Annotated in this window: 14 protein-coding genes and 2 pseudogenes; 6 read left to right on the forward strand and 10 right to left on the reverse strand. The window is 67.8% G+C overall.

Features of this window, described 5'->3' with window-relative positions:
- The first annotated feature begins 254 nt into the window (after window positions 1-254).
- Window positions 255-2843: an ATP-dependent helicase HrpB gene (gene hrpB / locus ASG88_RS20370; RefSeq protein ID WP_056889298.1), complete on the forward strand. Its 2589-nt coding sequence runs from the start codon at window positions 255-257 to the stop codon at window positions 2841-2843.
- An 82-nt stretch (window positions 2844-2925) separates the two neighbouring features.
- On the opposite strand, the gene ASG88_RS20375 is transcribed toward hrpB, so the two are convergent.
- The 6 genes and pseudogenes from ASG88_RS20375 to ASG88_RS20395 all read right to left on the reverse strand — a co-directional run bounded on the left by ASG88_RS20375 (window position 2926) and on the right by ASG88_RS20395 (window position 7195).
- On the reverse strand, window positions 2926-3345 hold the full coding sequence (locus tag ASG88_RS20375) for a GNAT family N-acetyltransferase (RefSeq protein WP_056889299.1): 420 nt from the start codon (window positions 3343-3345) through the stop codon (window positions 2926-2928).
- Between the two features lie 221 nt (window positions 3346-3566).
- On the reverse strand, window positions 3567-4283 hold the full coding sequence (locus tag ASG88_RS24255) for a DUF6910 family protein (RefSeq protein WP_157559859.1): 717 nt from the start codon (window positions 4281-4283) through the stop codon (window positions 3567-3569).
- 53 nt (window positions 4284-4336) lie between these two features.
- Window positions 4337-4662 (reverse strand): annotated as a pseudogene (locus ASG88_RS24260) (DUF6910 family protein); the annotation flags it as partial.
- An 85-nt stretch (window positions 4663-4747) separates the two neighbouring features.
- Window positions 4748-5050 (reverse strand): annotated as a pseudogene (locus ASG88_RS24265) (DUF6929 family protein); the annotation flags it as partial.
- 254 nt (window positions 5051-5304) lie between these two features.
- Complete coding sequence (locus ASG88_RS23225; protein ID WP_157559861.1) at window positions 5305-5688, reverse strand: hypothetical protein; 384 nt, start codon at window positions 5686-5688, stop codon at window positions 5305-5307.
- 247 nt (window positions 5689-5935) lie between these two features.
- Window positions 5936-7195, reverse strand: coding sequence for a hypothetical protein (locus ASG88_RS20395; protein WP_056889303.1), 1260 nt, complete (start codon window positions 7193-7195; stop codon window positions 5936-5938).
- 247 nt (window positions 7196-7442) lie between these two features.
- On the opposite strand from ASG88_RS20395, the gene ASG88_RS20400 reads away from it, so the two are divergent.
- The 3 genes from ASG88_RS20400 (at window position 7443) to ASG88_RS20410 (ending at window position 11522) form a co-directional block, all read left to right on the forward strand.
- Window positions 7443-9587: a carbon starvation CstA family protein gene (locus ASG88_RS20400; RefSeq protein WP_056889304.1), complete on the forward strand. Its 2145-nt coding sequence runs from the start codon at window positions 7443-7445 to the stop codon at window positions 9585-9587.
- Window positions 9584-9766 carry a YbdD/YjiX family protein gene (locus tag ASG88_RS20405; RefSeq protein ID WP_056889305.1) on the forward strand — a complete coding sequence of 61 codons (183 nt, stop codon included), beginning with the start codon at window positions 9584-9586 and terminating at the stop codon, window positions 9764-9766. Before ASG88_RS20400 ends, ASG88_RS20405 begins: the two co-directional genes overlap by 4 nt.
- Window positions 9767-10034: 268 nt before the next feature.
- Entirely contained in the window at window positions 10035-11522 is a 1488-nt protein-coding gene (locus ASG88_RS20410) for a glutamine synthetase beta-grasp domain-containing protein (protein ID WP_056889306.1), read from the forward strand.
- Window positions 11523-11624: 102 nt separating this feature from the next.
- On the opposite strand, the gene ASG88_RS23230 is transcribed toward ASG88_RS20410, so the two are convergent.
- Both ASG88_RS23230 and ASG88_RS20415 read right to left on the reverse strand, forming a co-directional pair.
- Window positions 11625-12554 carry a hypothetical protein gene (locus ASG88_RS23230; RefSeq protein WP_157559862.1) on the reverse strand — a complete coding sequence of 310 codons (930 nt, stop codon included), beginning with the start codon at window positions 12552-12554 and terminating at the stop codon, window positions 11625-11627.
- Between the two features lie 711 nt (window positions 12555-13265).
- Entirely contained in the window at window positions 13266-13946 is a 681-nt protein-coding gene (locus tag ASG88_RS20415) for a hypothetical protein (protein ID WP_056889307.1), read from the reverse strand.
- A 279-nt stretch (window positions 13947-14225) separates the two neighbouring features.
- Here ASG88_RS20415 and ASG88_RS20420 point away from each other — a divergent pair, with 279 nt between their 5' ends.
- On the forward strand, window positions 14226-15584 hold the full coding sequence (locus tag ASG88_RS20420; RefSeq protein ID WP_157559863.1) for an endonuclease NucS domain-containing protein: 1359 nt from the start codon (window positions 14226-14228) through the stop codon (window positions 15582-15584).
- A 200-nt stretch (window positions 15585-15784) separates the two neighbouring features.
- On the opposite strand, the gene ASG88_RS20425 is transcribed toward ASG88_RS20420, so the two are convergent.
- Entirely contained in the window at window positions 15785-16546 is a 762-nt protein-coding gene (locus tag ASG88_RS20425; protein WP_157559864.1) for a hypothetical protein, read from the reverse strand.
- A 420-nt stretch (window positions 16547-16966) separates the two neighbouring features.
- Here ASG88_RS20425 and ASG88_RS20430 point away from each other — a divergent pair, with 420 nt between their 5' ends.
- Window positions 16967-18232: an HNH endonuclease signature motif containing protein gene (locus ASG88_RS20430; protein ID WP_056889310.1), complete on the forward strand. Its 1266-nt coding sequence runs from the start codon at window positions 16967-16969 to the stop codon at window positions 18230-18232.
- A 30-nt stretch (window positions 18233-18262) separates the two neighbouring features.
- Here ASG88_RS20430 and ASG88_RS20435 read toward each other — a convergent pair whose 3' ends face one another.
- Complete coding sequence (locus ASG88_RS20435; RefSeq protein ID WP_056889311.1) at window positions 18263-19783, reverse strand: SDR family NAD(P)-dependent oxidoreductase; 1521 nt, start codon at window positions 19781-19783, stop codon at window positions 18263-18265.
- Between the last annotated feature and the right edge of the window lie 4 nt (window positions 19784-19787).

Genomic DNA, 19787 nt, shown 5'->3' on the forward strand with positions numbered 1-19787 from the left:
CCCCGTCCGCAGCCAGCCTCCTGATCAGCGCCCAGTCCTCCAAAGTGATCACACTCCAATCGTTGAGTGCTCACTTTTCACCACCGAAACTGTTCAGTTTTCGAGCGCCGCCGACAACCGGGACCTAGGTCATTCCGCTGCCTTCGCATCAGCCAAGCGAGCGGGCAACCAGTGCCGATGCTGTTCCAGCGGAACGGATTCAGCCTTCTCCGATGTCAGGTCCGTAGTCGGGTGTCCCGTAGCCGCGTCCGCAGATGCGAGTCAGGCACACTGCAGGAGTGTCCGACCCGCTGCGCAACCTGCTTGCCGCGCCGCCCGACCTGCCGGTCACAGCGGGTCTGGCCGCTCTCGTCGAGGCGGTTCGCACTCGCGGGGTCGCGGTGGTCCAGGCACCGCCGGGCACCGGCAAGACGACCTTGGTCCCACCCGCGGTCGCCGGGGTCGTCGCCGGACGGGTCGTCGTCACGCAGCCCAGCCGCATCGCAGCCCGCGCGGCTGCCCGTCGGCTGGCGCACCTGCTGGGCGAACCGGTGGGCGAGACGGTCGGATACTCCGTCCGCGGAGACCGGCGCACCAGTCGTCGAACACGTGTCGAGATCGTCACGACCGGTCTGCTGCTCCGGCGGATCCAGCACGATCCTGAGCTGGTCGGTGTCGGCGCCGTCGTGCTCGACGAGGTACACGAGCGCCACCTCGATGCCGACCTGATCTTGGCGCTGCTCATCGACGTCCGGGCCAATCTGCGTGAGGACCTGTGCCTGGTGGCGATGTCGGCCACCATCGAGGCCGAACGGACGGCCGCCCTGCTCGGCCGAGGTGAAGACCCCGACGGCCCCGACGATCGAGGGGGCGCCCCGGTCATCCGCGTCCCGGGTGCCCTGCACCCGGTCCAGGCGGTCTGGTGCCCGCCGCCTGCGGGCGTGCGTCGTACCGACGACCGGGGGATCACCCCGGCGTTCCACGACCATGTCGCAGCGACCGTGCGTCGTGCGCTGGTCGGGCACGAGGGGGACGTCCTGGTCTTCGTGCCGGGTGTCGGGGAGGTCGAGGCGACCGTACGTCGCCTGGCCGGCGTGGATGCGGCCGTGCACGCCCTGCACGGACGTCTGTCCGGCGCCGAGCAGGATCGAGCGCTCAGCGAGGGCCCGCGACGCCGAGTGATCGTCTCGACTGCGGTCGCCGAGTCGTCGCTGACGGTGCCCGGGGTACGCGTCGTGGTGGATGCCGGGTTCTCGCGTGAGCCGCGTACGGATCACCGTCGCGGACTGGCGTCACTGGTCACCGTCGCGGTGAGCCGGGCGGCGGCCGAGCAGCGGGCGGGACGGGCCGGACGTCTGGGTCCGGGGACCGTGCTGCGTTGTTGGTCCGAGGCGGAGCACGCGCACCTGGCCCCTCACCCGGAGCCCGAGATCGCCACCGCCGACCTGACGGCCTTCGCCCTGGAGGTGGCGTGCTGGGGCAGCCACGACATCGACGACCTGGCGCTGCTTGACCAGCCACCGGCGCACGCACTGTCAGCGGCCAAAGAGGTGCTGGTGGGTCTGGGGGCGATGACCGAGGACGGGAGAGCCACCCCGCGGGGCCGGGTGATCGCCGGCGTGCCGGTCGATCCCAGGCTGGCGCGAGCCCTCATCGACGGGGCTGGTCTCGTCGGGGCCAAGCGGGCCTCGGAGGTGGTCGCGATGCTGAGCGAGGACGTACGCGCTCCCGGCGGTGACCTGGTTGCTGCGATCCGGTCACTGCGCGCTGACAAGCGCGCAGGATCGTGGCGCCACCAGGTCAACCGGCTGGAGGAGGTCGTGGCGAAGCAGGGCACCGCCGGCGACCGGAGAGGGGCGTCTGGCCACGCCCGGGCACTCACCGATGACGTGGCGGTGGGTCTGGTGGTGGCACTGGCGCATCCGGACCGGATTGCCCGCAAGCGCTCCGGTACGTCGAGCTACCTGATGGCGTCCGGCACGGGCGCGGCACTCGACTCGCGCGACCCGGGGCCGCTGGCCGGACTGGAGTGGCTCGCGGTCGGTGACGCGCAGCGACGGCCCGGGCAACGTGAGGCCCGGATCCGCGCGGCGGCCCCCCTCACCGAGGACCTCGCGCTGGAGGCAGCGGGACCGCTGTGGACCGAGGTGGATGAGGTCACTTGGACCAGCGGGCGGGTGCTGGCTCGCCGACGGACGTTGCTGGGCGCGATCGAGCTCAGCTCGACCCCGCTCAGCGATCCACCCGAGGAGGCCGTGAGCGACGCGATCCGCGAGGCGATCGCGAGCGATGGAATCGCTCTCCTTGCCTGGACGGACGCGGCCATGGCGCTGCGCGCCCGCCTCGACTTCCTGCACCGCGCGCTCGGTGAACCGTGGCCTGACATGAGCGACGCAGCACTGACGCAGAACCTCGACTCCTGGCTCGGGCCGCAGGTGGCACGGGTCCGCTCGGCCCAGGATCTTCGTCGTATCGACGTGACCGCCGCCCTGCGAGCGATGATGCCGTGGCCGGAGGCGGGGAGGCTCAACGACTTGGCCCCTGAGCGCGTGGAGGTGCCCAGCGGGTCGAGCGTGCGGATCGACTACTCCCAGGATCAGCCGGTGCTCGCCGTACGACTGCAAGAGGTCTTCGGCTGGACCGCGGCACCGGTCCTGGCCGACGGCAGGGTCCCGCTCCTGCTGCACCTGCTGTCTCCCGCGCGACGCCCGGCCGCCGTCACCGCAGACCTGGAGTCCTTCTGGGACAACGGCTACCCGGGTGTGCGTGCTGACCTGCGCGGGCGCTATCCCAAGCACGCCTGGCCCGAGGATCCACGCAGCGCACCGGCCACCGCGCGGACGAACAGAGCTCGCCGAGGTTGAGTGGAGTGCTGACCCCGCCTGGGGTGGATCTCCTTGCCTACGGGGGCGCGTCGCGACAGCGCGGCAAACCGCCGCCTGAGTGTCAGTCGAACTTCACGAACGCGCGCAGGGAGCCGTCGTCGAAGTCACGCGTCTCCGCGAAGCCGAGGGACTCGTAGAACGCCCGCTGGCCCGGCTCGTCATCGGTGAGCAGCACCTTCTGCCGGACCGACTCGAACGGGGCGAAAGCCTCCTTGACGAGCCGCTTCCCCAGACCGCGACGTTGCTCGGCGGGACGGACCACGACGTCCTGGAGATAGGCGATCGTGGCGCCGTCACTGATGACGCGGGCGAGACCAAGGAGCTGCCCGTCCCGACGAGCCGCAGCGACGCGGCTGGAGCCCCGCAGCGCGCGGTGCAGGGTCTCTGGATCCTTCGCGTACGTCGCCCACCCGACGGCGTCGTACAGGCTCACGAGTTCGTCCCTGGTGGGAGTGGCGGCTGCTGAGATGTCGACAGTCATCTGGGCATCATCGTCCGTGCGGAGCGTCGCCGAAATCGGATATCCAGGACACATGCCTGTCGAGGTTCCGGGCACACCGGCGAGATGCCGCGGCGCACGGGGGGCATTCCGCCGCCTGTCGGCGTAGCTCGAAACATCCGCTCGCTGGTGAGCCTGTCTTCTTGCCCAGTGCGCTTGAAGGAACGAGTCGCCCTGGGCACTGGTTCTGAGACCGCCCTCGGTCAGTGCCGGACGCGGAGCTTGGTCGCCCAGGACGCTGCGTCCGGGTCGTCCACGTCGGTCACGGCGTACAGGGACGTCTGTCCCTCGTCGGCGTCCAGCACCATCAGTCCCTCGACCTTGATCACGCTGCCGTCGAGTCTGGGCAGGGGTACGACTTCTTGGACATGGTCTCCTCGGATGCGTGCCAGGGCCGAGGCGACCACCGGCCCGTCGTCGCGGGGGTCAGGGCTGTCCTCGGCGGCGGCACTGGCGATCAGGTCGCCCCCGGGCAGCGCGACGACGTCGGTGATGGCCAGGCCGACGCCACCCACGTCCTCGGCGGCGGCACTGGCGATCAGGTCGCCCCCGGGCAGCGCGACGACGTCGGTGATGGCCAGGCCGACGCCACCCACGGCGCCGAGGTCGTAGTGCACGGGACGGGTGGCCGTCACCTCTGCTGCGTCGAGGTCTCCCAGGGTGGCAGCCACTGCGGTGCGTACGTCGATGTGGACGCTTCCCGAGGGCATCCCGGCCGAGGGGAGCCCGCGGTGGAACCACCGCAATGTGTTCCCGATGATGCAGGCCCCCTCGAGGTTGAGCAGCTCGAGGTCGATGGCAAGGGCAGCCGCCGCGGCGGCGTACACCTGTGCCATGTCGGCGACCACGGCCCTCGGCCGGCCGTCCTCCAGCCGAAGCAGGCACCACTGCATCCGGGCCGGGGAGGAGCCTGAGCCCATCACCAGCACCGCTGGCGCCCCACCGACCTCGACCTGACAGGCGGTCTCGAGGNGATGTGGACGCTTCCCGAGGGCATCCCGGCCGAGGGGAGCCCGCGGTGGAACCACCGCAATGTGTTCCCGATGATGCAGGCCCCCTCGAGGTTGAGCAGCTCGAGGTCGATGGCAGGGCAGCCGCCGCGGCGGCGTACACCTGTGCCATGTCGGCGACCACGGCCCTCGGCCGGCCGTCCTCCAGCCGAAGCAGGCACCACTGCATCCGGGCCGGGGAGGAGCCTGAGCCCATCACCAGCACCGCTGGCGCCCCACCGACCTCGACCTGACAGGCGGTCTCGAGGTCCGGTTTGAGGTACTTGGTCCCGGACGCCTCGTCGAACACGTCATGCCCGCCGACCGGCGGGAGGAGCCGTACGCGAGTGGCCGTTCCGTCACGGAACCAGGCTGCTCGGGTGGCGTCGTCCGANCACCGCTGGCGCCCCACCGACCTCGACCTGACAGGCGGTCTCGAGGTCCGGTTTGAGGTGCTTGGTCCCGGACGCCTCGTCGAACACGTCATGCCCGCCGACCGGCGGGAGGAGCCGTACGCGAGTGGCCGTTCCGTCACGGAACCAGGCTGCTCGGGTGGCGTCGTCCGAAACCACCAAGTGGCCGTCGCCGAAGGGAACGACCGCGGAGGCCGCTCGCACCGGGGCGCCGTCGCGGAATCGAAGCCGTTCAGCATCCAGCATCTCGACGTCCATGACGAGATGCTCCCAGACGCGTCCCATCCACTCGCCAGATCTCCGCCGGCGGGGGGTGCCGGCGCAGCTGCCTCACATCGTCGTTGACGTCGCGCGCGTCCCTGCCGACTGAGTGGGTACCGGTCCAGTCCGAGACGACGAAGGAACACTCATGGCCAGGAACGACAGGCGAGCCGAGCAGGAACCTTCAGGACGTCTTGAAGAACACCGGCAGCGTCTCTACGACATCGACCGTCGCGTTCTCATGTTCGGCGTTTTTGGATCCGCCGATGACCGGTCGTCTATCCGGCCAGCCCCTCCAGGTTCGCGCAGTGCAGGAAGCCGGCGAATTCCGGATCCAGGATGAAGCGCTCCAGGTACAGGCCGGGCCCGATCTGGACGATTGCCGGACCGGTCGGTGCCGCCACGACCTTTGTCTGCGCCTTCTCGAAATCGAAGTCGATCAGGACGCCGTCGAGGTACGGGGTGAACGCAACGACCCCCCCAGCGAGCACGGGTCGGCCAAAGTTCTTCTTCGTGTCGTCCGACAAGCCGGGTGGTTCGATCTCACCCTTCCCCGCGCACCACGCCCCGTAGATCTCATGGACTACGGCAGTCGCAGGCGGTGGGGCAACCACGACGAGGGCTGCTGCCGCCAACACTGTTGCTGTCAATGCGCGCATCATGTCCGTGCCTTTCCTGACCCGAGGTCAACCGTTGCCGACCCTTCTGGCACTCAGGGTGAACCAAGCGGCCTTGGGGTTTCCTTGTGTCCATGGCCGTTCATGCCGCGATGAGTGCGGCGTTCCGTGCTCTCCGACAGCTCATCAGGGTCGATCCGGGCCAGGATCTCCATCGTCACGGACGGGAGACGACCAGACGGTGTTGCCAGCACGCTGACGGATTCATTCCTCGTCCAGAGCGGCGAGCGGATCAGGCGGCGGGCTTGCGTGCGATCCGGTAGTGCAGGGTCAGGAACGGGAAGCCGAAGATCCAGAACGCGTGTTCGGCGCGCAGCGCACCGTTGTCGACGTGCACGTCGAGCTGCTCCTCGAAGCCGTGCATGGCGAGCGCGGTCAGCTCATCTGCCGCCGTGTCGATGTAGGTCAGGTAGTGCCCAGCCTGGCCGTCGTGCGCCCGGCTGGTCAGCGACAGGCCTCGGTCGGCTCGTGGCCGCGGAAGCAGAGTGGCGGTGAAGCTGCCCTCGGGGACGGGGAAGCCGACGCTGACGTAGCCGGTGTCGCCGTGGGTGTAGGTGGTGTAGATCCCGAGCATGATCGGCTCGTCGTCGTCGGCGAACGACCGCACCCAGCCGCGCACGGACACCACGCCATCGATGCCGGTGACGGTGTCGATCCGACTGTGGATCCCGCGTTGGGCCTCTCGTTGGTTCATCGGGATGCTGGCCTGTCCGAACGGGCGTGCCACGAGGGTGCGGTAGAGCAGATATCCGGGCCGGACCCACAGCCGCCACTGCGGCACGATGTCGAGGGCGAACCGGGTGGTGTGCTCGTAGAACTCCCGCACCAGTGGGTCGACCTGATCGGGGTCGAGCTCCGGTCCGGTCAGGGCATCGAGGGACGCGACGATCCCGGCATCCGGGGCGTCGGCGACGTAGTCCCCGCCCAGCTCCTTGGCGAGGTCCCGGACGTAGGTGGTGCCCACGTATCTCGTCCGCGCGGGTCGAGGTACCACGAACGGTAGGTCGGCGGCACGGACGCGTTCGGCGAGCAGGCTGACCTGGGCCTCGCGGAAGACCAGTGCGGACAGGCTGCGGTAGACGAGCACCGAGCTGCTGGCGACCACCGCAGCCGACGCGTGACGGCGCGCGAGCACCTCCCCGACACCGAAGCCGACGACCGGGCCCATCGCGACCTTCTGCGGTCGCAGCCCCATCACCCCGACCGCGGCGCCCGTCGCCGCGCCGACCATTCGGGGACTTGCGGCAGTCACCTTCTCCGAGATCCAGCCCAGCGGTGCGGCGAGTGCCGCACTCACCGCGATGCGCTGCCACAGCGGCGGGATCTCGCCCTCGTGCTGTCGGGCACGGGCCACCGCCTCCGATGCACCCAGCCCGGTGGCCCCGACCAACGCGGCGCCCGCGGCGGTCCGGACACCGCGGTGCGCCGCCAGCGACGCTCCCGCGATCCCTCCGATCACAGCTGCGAAAGCGGCCGACGACGTGGTGGACACCCTCGCGACCCTAGTCCGATCCTGACGGGCACTGGCACAGGTGCGGCACAAGATCCCACGACCACGGGTCACGGTCTACCGAGGCTCAGCCTCGAGCAGCCTCTTGCGGAGAGCTCTGGGGCGCGGTACAGATCAGGGGAGGGCTCGCGGCCCGCCGGGGCGCGCCTGAGCACGGAGGAGTCGCTCCATGTCCACGCACTCGACACACACCGCTGATTCCCCGGCCCCGACCGGTGGTCCTCCCCGTATGACTGTGAGGTCGATGGTCATCTGGGGCACGGTCGCCGTGGTCGGTGCCGTCTGCTGGGCAGTGCTCGCCCTCTCCCGCGGAGAGGAGGTCTCGGCCCTCTGGATTCTCTTCGCTGCCCTGTCCTCCTATGCCATCGCTTATCGCTTCTACGCCCGCTTCATCGCCTACCGGGTGTTGGGGGTCGACGACACCCGCGCCACACCGGCGGAGAGGCACGACAACGGCCGCGACTTCGACGTCACCCATCGTCACGTGCTGTTCGGACACCACTTCGCCGCGATCGCCGGGGCGGGCCCGTTGGTGGGTCCGGTGCTCGCCGCCCAGATGGGCTACCTCCCCGGCACGATCTGGATCATCGTCGGCGTCATCCTGGCCGGCGCCGTGCAGGACATGGTGGTGCTCTTCTTCTCGATGCGGCGCGACGGCAAGAGCCTGGGTCAGATGGTGCGCGAGGAGATCGGTGTGGTGGGCGGGATCGCCGCACTGATCGCGGTCTTCGCGATCATGATCATCATCCTGGCCGTGCTCGCGCTGGTGGTCGTCAACGCCCTTGCGGAGTCGCCCTGGGGCGTCTTCTCGATCGGCCTGACCATCCCCATCGCCCTGTTCATGGGCTACTACCTGCGAGTGCTACGCCCTGGCCGGGTCTCGGAGGTCACTGCCATCGGCGTCGGCCTGTTGTTGCTCGCGATCATCGGCGGGGGGTATGTCGAGCAGATGGGTCTGGAGGGGGCGCTGACCCTGTCGAAGGAGCAGCTGACCCTCGGACTGGTCCTCTACGGCTTCGTCGCTTCGATCCTGCCGGTGTGGATGTTGCTCACTCCTCGCGACTACCTCTCCACGTTCATGAAGATCGGCGTGATCGTCCTCCTGGCTGTCGGCCTGGTGCTCGCCGCCCCCGTACTGCAGCAGGAGGCGGTGACCGACTTCGCCCGCGAGGGCACCGGCCCTGTGTTTGCCGGCAAGCTCTTCCCGTTCGTCTTCATCACGATCGCGTGCGGCGCACTGTCAGGGTTCCACGCCCTCATCGCTTCCGGCACCACGCCCAAGATGGTGGCCAAGGAGAGCCAGGTCCGGATGATCGGCTACGGCGGCATGCTGATGGAGTCGTTCGTAGCGATCAGCGCCCTCATCGCCGCCTCAGTGATCGACCCGGGCCTCTACTTCGCGATGAACAGCCCGGCCGGCGCCACCGGAGGCGACCCTGCGGCTGCGGCGGAGTTCATTGCGAGCCTGGGCTTCAGCATCACCCCCGACCAGCTGACCGGAGCGGCGGCAGCCGTGGAGGAGCAGACACTCATCTCCCGGACAGGTGGGGCACCGACACTCGCGCTCGGCATGTCCCAGATCTTCACCGAAGCGTTCGGTGGCGGGCTCGCCGCGTTCTGGTACCACTTCGCGATCATGTTCGAGGCGCTCTTCATCCTGACCGCCGTCGACGCCGGCACGCGGGTGGGTCGTTTCATGCTCCAGGACACGATCGGCAACGTGTGGCCCAAGTACGCCGACCTCTCCTGGAAGCCGGCCTCGTGGTCGGCGAGCGCCGTGGTGGTCGCACTGTGGGGCTACATGCTGTACGTCGGGGTGACGGACCCGCTGGGCGGCATCAACCAGCTCTTCCCGCTCTTCGGCATTGCCAACCAGCTGCTCGCGGCGATCGCGTTGACGCTCTGCGTGACGTTGCTGATCAAGCACGGCAAGGCGAAGTGGGCCTGGGTGCCGGGGATCGGTCTGGCCTGGGACCTCATCACAACCATGACGGCCAGCTACCAGAAGGTGTTCTCCGACAATCCGGCCATCGGCTACTTCACCCAGCGTGAGCGCTACGCGGATGCCCTGGATGCTGGTGAGCTGCTCGCCCCGGCGACCAGCGTCGAGCAGATGGAGCAGGTGGTCTTCAACTCCACGGTCAACGGGACCCTGCAGTCGCTGTTCGCACTCCTCGTGCTCGTGGTGGTCGCCAACGCTTTCGTCATCTGGGTCCGCGCCCTGCGGGCCGGCGGTCTGCCGACCACGGAGGTGCCGTGGACCGAGTCCCACCTGGTCCAGCCCTCCGACTTCTTCGCCACGGCTGGGGAGAAGGAGGCCGTCCGGCAGTGGGAGGCTGAAGTGCACGGCACCGAAGTGGGGAGTCACCGATGACAGTGCTCGAGGTGGGGCGCACGCTGCGCTGGTACGTCCGTCAGCTCACCGGGGAGGCCAAGTGGGACGACTACGTCGAGGAGTGCGCCACCTTCGGTGAGCAGCCGATGTCCCGGCGCGAGTTCGAGCGGCTACGTGACCACGAGAAAGAGCACCAGCCGGGCGGACGCTGCTGCTGAGGCGGGTGTCCGACGTCATGGGGCCGGAGCACCGGCTGAGGCCGAGCCGAAAGGTGCTGATCCGGGCACGCGTGGAGAGCCTCAACCCGGGGCGAGACGATCAGAGGAATCAGTTGTCGCCCGTCCGGTGACCAACCGCTCGTGGTGATCGAGTCGAAACTCCTTGCTGGTCATCGTGAGCTGTGGGTCAGCGAGGGCGGCGCGGGATGGTCGTCATCGTGAAAGCCGTGGCCCCAGCGGGTGGCGCGGGTGCTGGTAGAACGAGGGCATGGCCATCGATGCTCTCGAACCGCACCCGCTCGTCCGCCTACTCGGCAAGCCGGCGGCCGACTTCACCGGCAGCGACCTCGTCCGGGCCGTCGAGCAGCTGGAGCTCCGGCAGGTGAACCTGCGCTACGTCGGAGGCGACGGCAGGCTCAAGACGCTCACATTTCCGATCAACTCGCGCGACCACCTGCTCGAGGTGCTGACGCGTGGCGAGCGGGTCGACGGCTCCAGCGTCTTCGCGTCGACCGACACCGATGCCAGCGACGTCTACATCGTGCCGCGCCACCGGACGGCCTTTCTCAACCCCTTCGGAGAGCGGCCCTCGCTCGACGTCCTGTGCTCCTTCTACGACGAGGACGGCGAACCGCTGTCCTACGCGCGCGAGCAGATCGTCCGACGTGCAGCCGTCGCGTTGACCGAAGAGACAGGGCTGACCCTCGAGGCCCTCGGCGAGTTGGAGTACTACCTCGTCGACGAGCCCGAGCGGATCTATCCCGTCGAGGAGGAGAGCGGCTACCAGGAGTCGGCGCCCTTCTCGAAGGGCCAACAGGTCCGCGAGCAGGTGCTCGGGCATCTCACTGCGATGGGCGTTGCGTTGAAGTACGTCCATGGCGAGGTCGGCAACATCCTCGAGGTCGACCGACAGCTCGTGCAGCACGAGATCGAGTTCCAGCCCGTGCCCATCGAGCAAGCCGCCGACAACCTCGTCCTGGCCAAGTGGGTGGTGCGCGAGGTCGCCTACGCACACGGTCTGGAGGCCACCTTCGCCCCCTCGGTGAGTGGCGAAGGCGCGGGCAACGGCCTGCACATCCACAGCCGGCTGGTGCGCAACGGCGTCAGTGTCATCGTCCGCAAGGACGGCCTCAACGACACCGGACGTCGCCTGATTGCCGGATACCTTTCGGCGGCCAAGGCGCTGACGGCGTTCGGGAACACCGTCCCGACGTCGTACTTGCGGTTCACCGACGGCGACGAGTCACCCGAAGGGATCTGCTGGGGCGAGCGCGACCGCAGCGGACTCGTCCGCGTGCCTCTCGCCTGGAGTGGGGACGTGCTGCCCGCCATGGTCGCCCACGCCAACCCCGGCAGTCCCCACGGTGGAGGGCCGATCATCGAACCGGCGATAGATCCGCAGACGATCGAGTTCCGACTCGCTGACGGCTCCGCCGACGTACACCTGCTCCTGGCCGGGATGGCGATCGCGGCTCGCCGGGGGCTTACCGACCCGGACGCTCTCGACGTGGCCGAGCGGCTGAACACGGCCGACCACGACGACTTCGAGCAGCTTCCGAAGTCGTGCGCTGAGTCGGCCGACCTGCTCGAGGCCGAGCGTGAAATGTTCGAGGCCGACGGCGTCTTCCCCAGCCTGCTGATCGACGCGGTTCTCTCGCGGCTGCGCAAGCACCACGACGCGAAGCTCCTCAAGACGCTCGCCAAGGACGACGACGCGCGCGACGAGCTCGTCCGAAAGCACTGGCACGTGGGCTGAGCCAGACGCTCAGCCCACGACTGGGCCGCCGCGATCTGCACGACTGGCGGCGCGTTCTTGGATAGGCGTCGGGGTGACCTCAGACCTGCGTCTTTGCGCCGCCTATCTCCGTAGGACGGACCGTAGGAGGGATTCGAGTCGGGAGCTCACCTTGCTGCCTGAGCGACGCGCCGGTGAAACCTCGTAGACCTCTCCGCTGAGCTCCCATCGCACGCCCGGTCGCCGGGTCAATTGACCTGCAACGCAACGCTCATCAGCAGGGTTCCACTGCACCCCTTGGCCATGGGTATGCGCCAGACGAGGTCGTGCGCCCAACACCGCACGATCGGGCGCCAGCAGAGTCTCCGCCACGACCTCCTGTTCCACGGCGATCTGGTTCGCGATCCTGCTGGCTACGCCGGTCACCGTCGCCTCGTCTAGGTGGTTGTGGCAAGCGCAAACCACACCGTCGACCACGGCCTTCAAGAGCTCAGGCCGAACGCCGACGCTCACAACGGGGGGTATCTGCAGTTCGAGAAAGACGGCAAACGGCCCTTCCGTCAAGGCCGGTGGGTTGTGCGTCCTGTCAAAAGTCCTGTGCACCGCCATCCAGACTTGGGCCAGACGATGCTGTCGCATGAAGCGTCCGAGATCTGCCCCGGCAAATCGTGTGAGGCGGCGTCCCAGCTCCCAGGTAGCTAGTGGCTGCTCAGCGCCGACAAATCGGTACTGGTAAAGGCACGTCACCTGGTCAGTTGGCTGGCTGTCTAGCTCAAAGCGGACGCCGCTAGTGCTTGCAGAAACAAAACTCGCGCCAGCTGGATCGATGTTGTAGTAGAGGAGGTTTTCCACGTCGGAGTTCGGCGGCCTCGGCCCCGAGTACAGCGCGGCCAGCAGTTGGCCGTCGCTGGCGGTGAGACTGGCCAAGGCACTGCGCAGTCCCTCGCGGGCCCGCAACTGCTCTGGTTCCAGGCGCTCAAAGAGGAACCGCCTTGGTGCCTTCATCGTGACTTCGCCCAATGCGGCGGATAGCTGGTAGCCCGACGTCGACACGCCCCCGCCCCCGCGCGCAGGGACTGCGGACGTTGGGGCGACGATTGGTCTCGCTGGCAGGCATACCTGGCATCGGGCGACTGGGCTGTTGTCCACCGTCGCGGGCGACTCGGCATTTCGGCCTCGTTCGGCTACCCAGACGTCTAGCTCGTCGAGCGAATGACCGCAGAGCTTCACCCACTGCACGGCCAAGCGTCCCCGTCCCGATTTCCACTCGCGGATCGACCTCGCGAGGCTCTTGCAGGACGCGGCGTGCATCCGAGCATCTCGGGGATTGAGTGAGCGCCGGATATTCAGCACGTAGCCATCCGGATTCGCCGCAACCCAGTCGGCGTACCGTCGGTCGTCGTCACGGAATAGCTGTACGGCCACCGCGCACCTCCACAGCCAGTGTGCACAACGAGGGCACCCACCGCATCCGCCGGAGCCAAACTCTTCCTCTGCCGGCCTGTCGCATGAGGCGCGGTGCGTCTTTCCGCCGCGTGTCGGGGACGTCGGGTCATGCCGGTGTCCGGAAACGCCAATGGCTAGCGGGCGAGGGTGCCTCGCTCTGTCATCGTTCTGAGTGCCGATCCCAGCCTGGTAAGAAACGTCGCCTCTGTGCTTGAAACGGACGGCCGTTTCATGGTCGCGAGCGACGACCTACTGCAATGCGATCAACCGGAGCGACGCCGCGGCACAGCGCTCAGGGCTCCGGGAAACCGGTCTGTGTCAGCGGGTGACGCGGATCGTCTTCTTGGCGATGTCGCCGCCGACGGTCACGGTCACGCGCTTCCCGATCGGGAGCCGCGACTTCGGCAGCATCGCGACCCCGCGTGCATCCGTCTTGCTCGTAACGCCCGGGCCGGAAACTTTGACCGACGCGTAAGGCTCACCATCTTTCAGAACCTTCACCTTGACGGCGTGCGACGAGTTGGACGCCTTGACGTTCACTGGGTGATAGTCCACGAGCACCGAGTCCGTAACGACCGTGCTGTAGCCGTCGACGTAGTCGTACAGGTCGGTGTCGGGGAACACGTCGAACTCTGCGTTCCCGGTCCGCGTGATGTCCTCCTTGTCGCAAATGCTCCGCTCACCGGACCAGGAGAATTCGTCCCACTCAGTATCGTTCCAGTCCCACCAGTCGTAGCCTTCGATGTTTGAGCCGACCACGCCAAAGGTCTCGACGTAGGCCGAGCCCATGGTGTCCTCGGCGTCGTAGCCTGCCGACCATCCATCTACGTTGTAGTGGATGGTCGCGCAACGATTGCCGACCACCTCGACCGACGACTCTCGGATGTTGAATGAGTTGCCGTGGCCATCATCGGCCGCGTTGGAGGGAGCAGCGAGAAGGGCGACCGGCCCCACCACGGTGGTGGTGATTGCGAGGGCGCGTACAACCATGTTCTTCATGCTTGTGCGATGTTCCTGACTTTGCTACGGGATGGAGGGCGGCGACCTGACCGACCGTGCCTATTCTGCGGTGGCCGATGAGCCTTTCTGGTCCGAACGCGATAATCGATCCCTCATTTGCCGCACTGGGTGCGTCTTACCGCCGCGCATGCTCACTAGGGGATCCGAGAACGCCAGCACATCCTGCGCGGGTTGCCGTCTCGCTCGACGTTTGAGTACCAGTGTGGGCACCCCGATTGTCGGAGCGACGTGATCGAATGCCGGGAACAGAGGGGGAACATGGGAGCCGAAGAAGAGCACGTCATCAAGCAGATCGCGACCGAGACCGGCCAGTCGCACGAGGTTGTCGAGCGTGTGGTCGCAGCCATCCATGATGCAATCGACTACTGGCTTGCCGACGACTACGTGGTCGTATTGGCGCCGTTCACGCTCGCGTATGGCGACAGCCCTACGCGTCGCGCGTTGGTCGCAGCCGAGTCCGACCCTCCCCACGATGCCCTGCACGGCGACCACCTCGCTATCGCGAAGTGGCTTGGCTTGGACTTCGATGACTACGTCCTCAACCCGGTCGCGAACCGCATAAGCCTGGTCGCGGCCATTGCCGATCGCCTCGACTCTGCCGATGAGGAGATCGACCGGCTGTGGGCTGTCCTTGAAGCGTGGGAAACGACATACGAAGACCCGCGGAGGGTCTACCAAGTTAGCGCGGCTGGCCGAGAAGCGAAGTTGGAGGAATGGCTCGTAGAGCACATCGCTGCTCTACGAGACCATGGCTTCCATCTCATCGTCAGCCACCGCCAGCACGTCCTGCCCTCACGGCGACGGCCCGACCTGATCGCGCGGATTCTCTCCGACGACGATGAGCACCGCATCGGCGACTGGCTCGTCCTCGAGTTGAAGGCGACACGGGCCTACCCGGACGCCTTGCGCCAGCTCGACGATTACGTCACCGAGGTCAGAGAGCACATCGCAACCGGTGTGGAAACGGTGCACGGGCTCCTCATCGCCGACGGCATCAACCATGCTGACCAGGACCTTCGCAGCGATTTGGGCATAGCCTTTCTCTCCCTCGCCCAGATTGGCTATCGGCAGCATTTGATCGAGCACCGGAGTGCTTCACCGATGGTGCCGTCAGAGCCGCCTCGCACCTTGTCGCCAAGTGTGGCCGAGGCCGCCGAAGAGTCGGCTGATGACTGGACGGCTTACCTGCCTTCGTTGGACCCGGCATTCGAAGACGAGGCTGAACGAGTCACTGTCGCGAAGGCACTTTGGTCGATGCGAGAGCAACGTAGGAATGGTTACGAAGCGCGCTGGGGGGGCCTGGCGGATTGGCCCGCGCAGCACCCGACGACAGTGGTCGACGTGCTCCGGGCTGCGTGGACGGTCAGGGCTGCGGTCTGCGTCCGCTGCGGATGGCACGTCCTGGAGAGTCGCGGTGTCGAGCTGCATACCGAAGCGAAGAAGCACGCCCTCGCTAACCCGCACGCGAGCGTCCTGGAACGAGGCGAGAACCCCCCACGACAACGCGTAACCCGTGGCCTACCTGCACGGTTCGAGCAGGCACGACGAGACGCCCACCGGGCCGCGAGGCGGGTCCAGATGCGGTCAGACGCAGAACACGAGGACACGCTCGATTGACCGGAATTGCGAGCTATAAGCCTTCACGACGACATCTCGCCACACCCGCGTCACATCGCCGCGTGTAGGCGCCGCAACATCTGGGGATGCCCATGAGCGCCTGTTCAGCACGACAAGTGCAGACTGGTTCGCCAGACTTCGCCAGTGCCATAGGGGCACGTGCACCCCTTTCGTCGCGCCAATGACACTTCTGCGTGGACTCAGGCGACAGTCTTCTCGAGCTTCTTGATCGCTTGCTTAGTGAGCTTCTCCAGTTCGGCGCCGTCGGCGCCAGCGAGCCCGCCTTGAATCAGCGCGACGACGTTGTGGCCGATGACCACATATGCCAGATTGAGCGAGACCGTAAACATCGACGACTCCAAGGTCATGGAAACCGCGAGGGTCTGGTCGCCCAGGTTTGCGAACGACATCGGCGCCACTGTCACCTTGCTGACCTCTCCTTCTGAATCGGTGCTCGTGAAGCTCGGGCACTCGGAGAATGCGTCCGCGATATCTTGGACGACGTTGGGATCAACGTCGTCGGCGTAGCTGGAGATCGTTTGGGAAAGGATCGTGCCGAAGGCGCCGCCCTTGTTGAAGTTCGCTTCGGCCTCGGCGGCAGCGTCAATCGAGTTGTCGTCCAACGCGTCAAGCACGTCCTTGCACTTTGCGGGCGACACCGAGTCTTCGCTCTCGTCGTCTTCCTCGTTCGGGGTCAGTGTCCAACCCGCCGGAAGATCAGACACGCTGAGGAGCGCCTTCCTTGCCTGTGCTCCACTCAGTTGGTCACCGGCCGCGTCCTCCGGAGCCTCAGCGCCTTCAGCGTCCTCCGAACTCTCGGACTTACTGGACTCACCGCCCGCTTCCTTGGGCTCAACGGTGACGGCTCGTTCTTGCCGTTCGCCTCCGCACCCCGCGGCTGTGCCGGTAAGTACGGCCAACACCGCTGCAAGACCGACGAGTCGGCGGATCGACTGGGACACAAGATGCTCCTCGAGGCTGCTTCGGATTAGTCCTTAACGTATGACGTCGGTTGCGGCGCTGTACTGCGATCGCAGACATGGCTACTTTGTGGCGTCGGCCCCCGCGCCCTGTCGGTGGCAAGAATTCCGGCGCAGCAGGTCAGTCGGGGTGGCACCCGTTGACCATGCGCCATATCGCCGCGATGGGGCGCGGGTGACAGAGAATTCTCAATCCACAGATCGTTCGAACAGGCTTGCGAAGGAGCACTGTCGTCGGTAGCGTTTGAAGCACGTTCCACGTAGTCACCGGGTAGTCGAAGTGCCGAGCTGGTGGGACGAGTTGCGAGGGTGAGTAATAGTCCGGGATCCGGGCCTCCAGGAGCGACGACCGTTGTGAGTCACGTACGCACGTGACTCACCGTCGTCGAGAGGAGGCCGTCCGTGGAGCACCCGATCGTGGCTGCCGTGGGCGCCGTCCGCTCGACGCTGAAGAGCGTCAGCGACGCCAACCCGACGTTCATGACCACCGATGACAAGGCGGCCGCCCTGACCGAGCTGGTCCGGGCCGAGGGCCAGCTGGCCGAGCTGCGGCTGCGGATCCTGGCCGATGCCGGTGACCTCGCGGTGGCGACCGCGACAAAGGACGCGGCCGGGTGGCTGGCGAAGGTGACCCACACGAGATTCTCCGACGCGCGCGCCGACCTGGCCCTGGCGAAGGCGCTGGACGGTGAGCGCCCGTTGCTGGCGACCGCGATGCGGGAGGGCGACGCGACCCTGGCACAGGCGCAGGTGATCCACCGCGTCCTGTCGGCGCTCCCCTCGCGTATCGGCGCCGACACCGTCGCCCATGCCGAGGCGCACCTCGTCGCGCAGGCCGCACACTTCGGTCCCAAGGAGCTCGGCCGTCTCGGACGGCACATCCTCGAGGTCGTGGCACCCGAGATCGCCGAGGAGGCCGAAGCGCGACGGCTGGCCGAGCTCGAGGCCGCTGCCGCCGACAAGACCCGGCTGACCATGCGCCGCCTCGGTGACGGCACGACCCGGATCTCCGGCCGGGTGCCGGATGCCGCCGCCACCAGGCTGGCGACCTACCTCGAAGCCTTCAGCAACCCGCGTGCCGGTGCTGACGGCCAGCAGGGCGAGGGCGACCCGTTCACGCGCCTCCCCTACCCCAGGGGGATGGGGCAGGCGTTCATCCAGTTCCTCGAGGCGGCCGATCCTCGACGCCTGCCGATCCACGGCGGCGACGCCACCACGGTCGTCGTCACCGTCCCGTTCGCCTCACTCAAGGCCGAGCTCGGTGCGGCCGACCTCCTCGGCTCCGGCTTGGTTCCGGGTGACGAGCTCACCGGCGACCTCATCACGGCAGCCCAGGCCCGGCGCCTCGCCTGCACGGCGAAGATCCTGCCCGCCGTCCTCGGCGGCGACAGCATCCCGCTCGACCTCGGACGCGCACGCCGGCTGTTCTCACCCGGCCAGCGCAAGGCACTCCTGATCCGCGACAAGACCTGCCGGGCAGAGGGATGTGACGTCCCGGGGACCTGGTGCGACGCCCATCATCTCGGCCCCTGGTCCGGCGGAGGCAGGACCGACCTCGACAACGGCGTGCTCCTCTGCAACCACCATCACCACCGGGCACACGACACGGCTGGATTCCGCACGGACCGCCTCCCCAACGGCGACATCAGGTTCAACCGACGCAGATAGGCCGGGTAGCACCCGTCCACAAGATGGAGGTCACCAGGGCGACGGCTGGTAGTCCTTCACGAAGCAGCCGTACAGGTCCTCGCCAGCCTCGCCGAGCACGACCGGGTCGTAGACCCGCGCCGCGCCGTCGACGAGGTCGAGCGGGGCGTGCCAGCCCTCGGCGGCGATCCGCAGCTTGTCCTGGTGCGGCCGCTCGTCGGTGATCCAGCCGGTGTCGACGGCCGTCATCAGGATCCGGTCGGTCTCGTACATCTCGCCGGCCGAGGTGCGGGTCAGCATGTTGAGCGCGGCCTTGGCCATGTTGGTGTGCGGGTGGCCGGCGCCCTTGTAGCGGCGGGAGAACTGGCCCTCCATCGCCGACACGTTGACGACGTACGCCCGTTGCGAGGTCGCCGCCTGCGCGGCGGCCGCGAGGGCCGGCCGCAACCGCGAGACGAGCAGGAACGGTGCGATCGAGTTGCACAGCTGCACCTCAAGGAGCTCCAGCGGGTCGACCTCGCCGACGGTCTGGGTCCACGAGTTGTTGGTCTGCGTGTCCGGCAGCAGGCCGCCGGCGTCGACGGCGGTCCCGGCGAGGTGGGCGTCGAGCGAGGCGTGCCCGGCCGACAGCGCGAGCGCCGTCATGCTCGCCGCGTTGTGGGCGGCCAGGGCGGAGGCCTGCGACTCACCCTCGTGGTGCGCGACGGCGGTGTCGGACAGCGCGCCGGCGATGGCCGCCGGGTGAGCCTCGCTGATCCGGTCGAAGGTCACCATCTCGGGCAGCACCCGATCCTCGGGGAGCGGCGCGTGCTCGGCCTCGACCAGCGGCGCGTAGGCCCCCGGCGTACGACGCACCGTCTGGCAGGCGTTGTTGATGAGGATGTCGAGGGGACCCGCGCCGGCGACGTCGTCGGCCAGCGAGACCACCTGGGTCGGGTCGCGCAGGTCGATGCCGACCACCTTGAGCCGGTGGATCCAGTCCCCGCTGTCGGGCAGCGACGAGAAGCGGCGCACGGCGTCCTTGGGGAAGCGGGTCGTGATCGTGGTGTGGGCGCCGTCGCGGAGCAGCCGCAGGGCGATGTACATCCCGATCTTGGCGCGCCCGCCCGTCAGCAGCGCCCGGCGACCGGTGAGGTCGGTGCGCTGATCGCGCTTGGTGTGGCTCAGCGCGGCGCAGGAGGGGCAGAGCCAGTGGTAGAACGCGTCGACCAGGGTGAAGTCCTGCTTGCAGATGTAGCAGCCGCGCGGGTTGATCAGCTCGCCGGCGAACGCGCCGGGCGCGGTGGAGACGAGCGGAATGCCGGACGTCTCGTCGTCGATGCGCACCGGCGACCCGGTCGCGGTCAGCTCGGTGATCGCGCGGTCGTGGGCCAGCTCCTCGGCGCGCTTGCGGAGCTTGCGCTCGGCCTTGATCGACTTGTACATGTGCGACGCAGCCCGCTTGACCCGCACGTGGTCGGGGTGGTCGCCGGGCAGGTGGTGCAGCTGCTCCAGCACCCGGATGGTGGTCGCCAGGTCGCCCGGGTCGATGCCGGGGTCGAGGGCGGAGGCGGTGCCGGGCTGCTCAGTCACCGGA

Origin of the sequence: Nocardioides sp. Soil777 (assembly GCF_001428425.1) — a bacterium.
Lineage (GTDB): Bacteria > Actinomycetota > Actinomycetes > Propionibacteriales > Nocardioidaceae > Nocardioides > Nocardioides terrigena.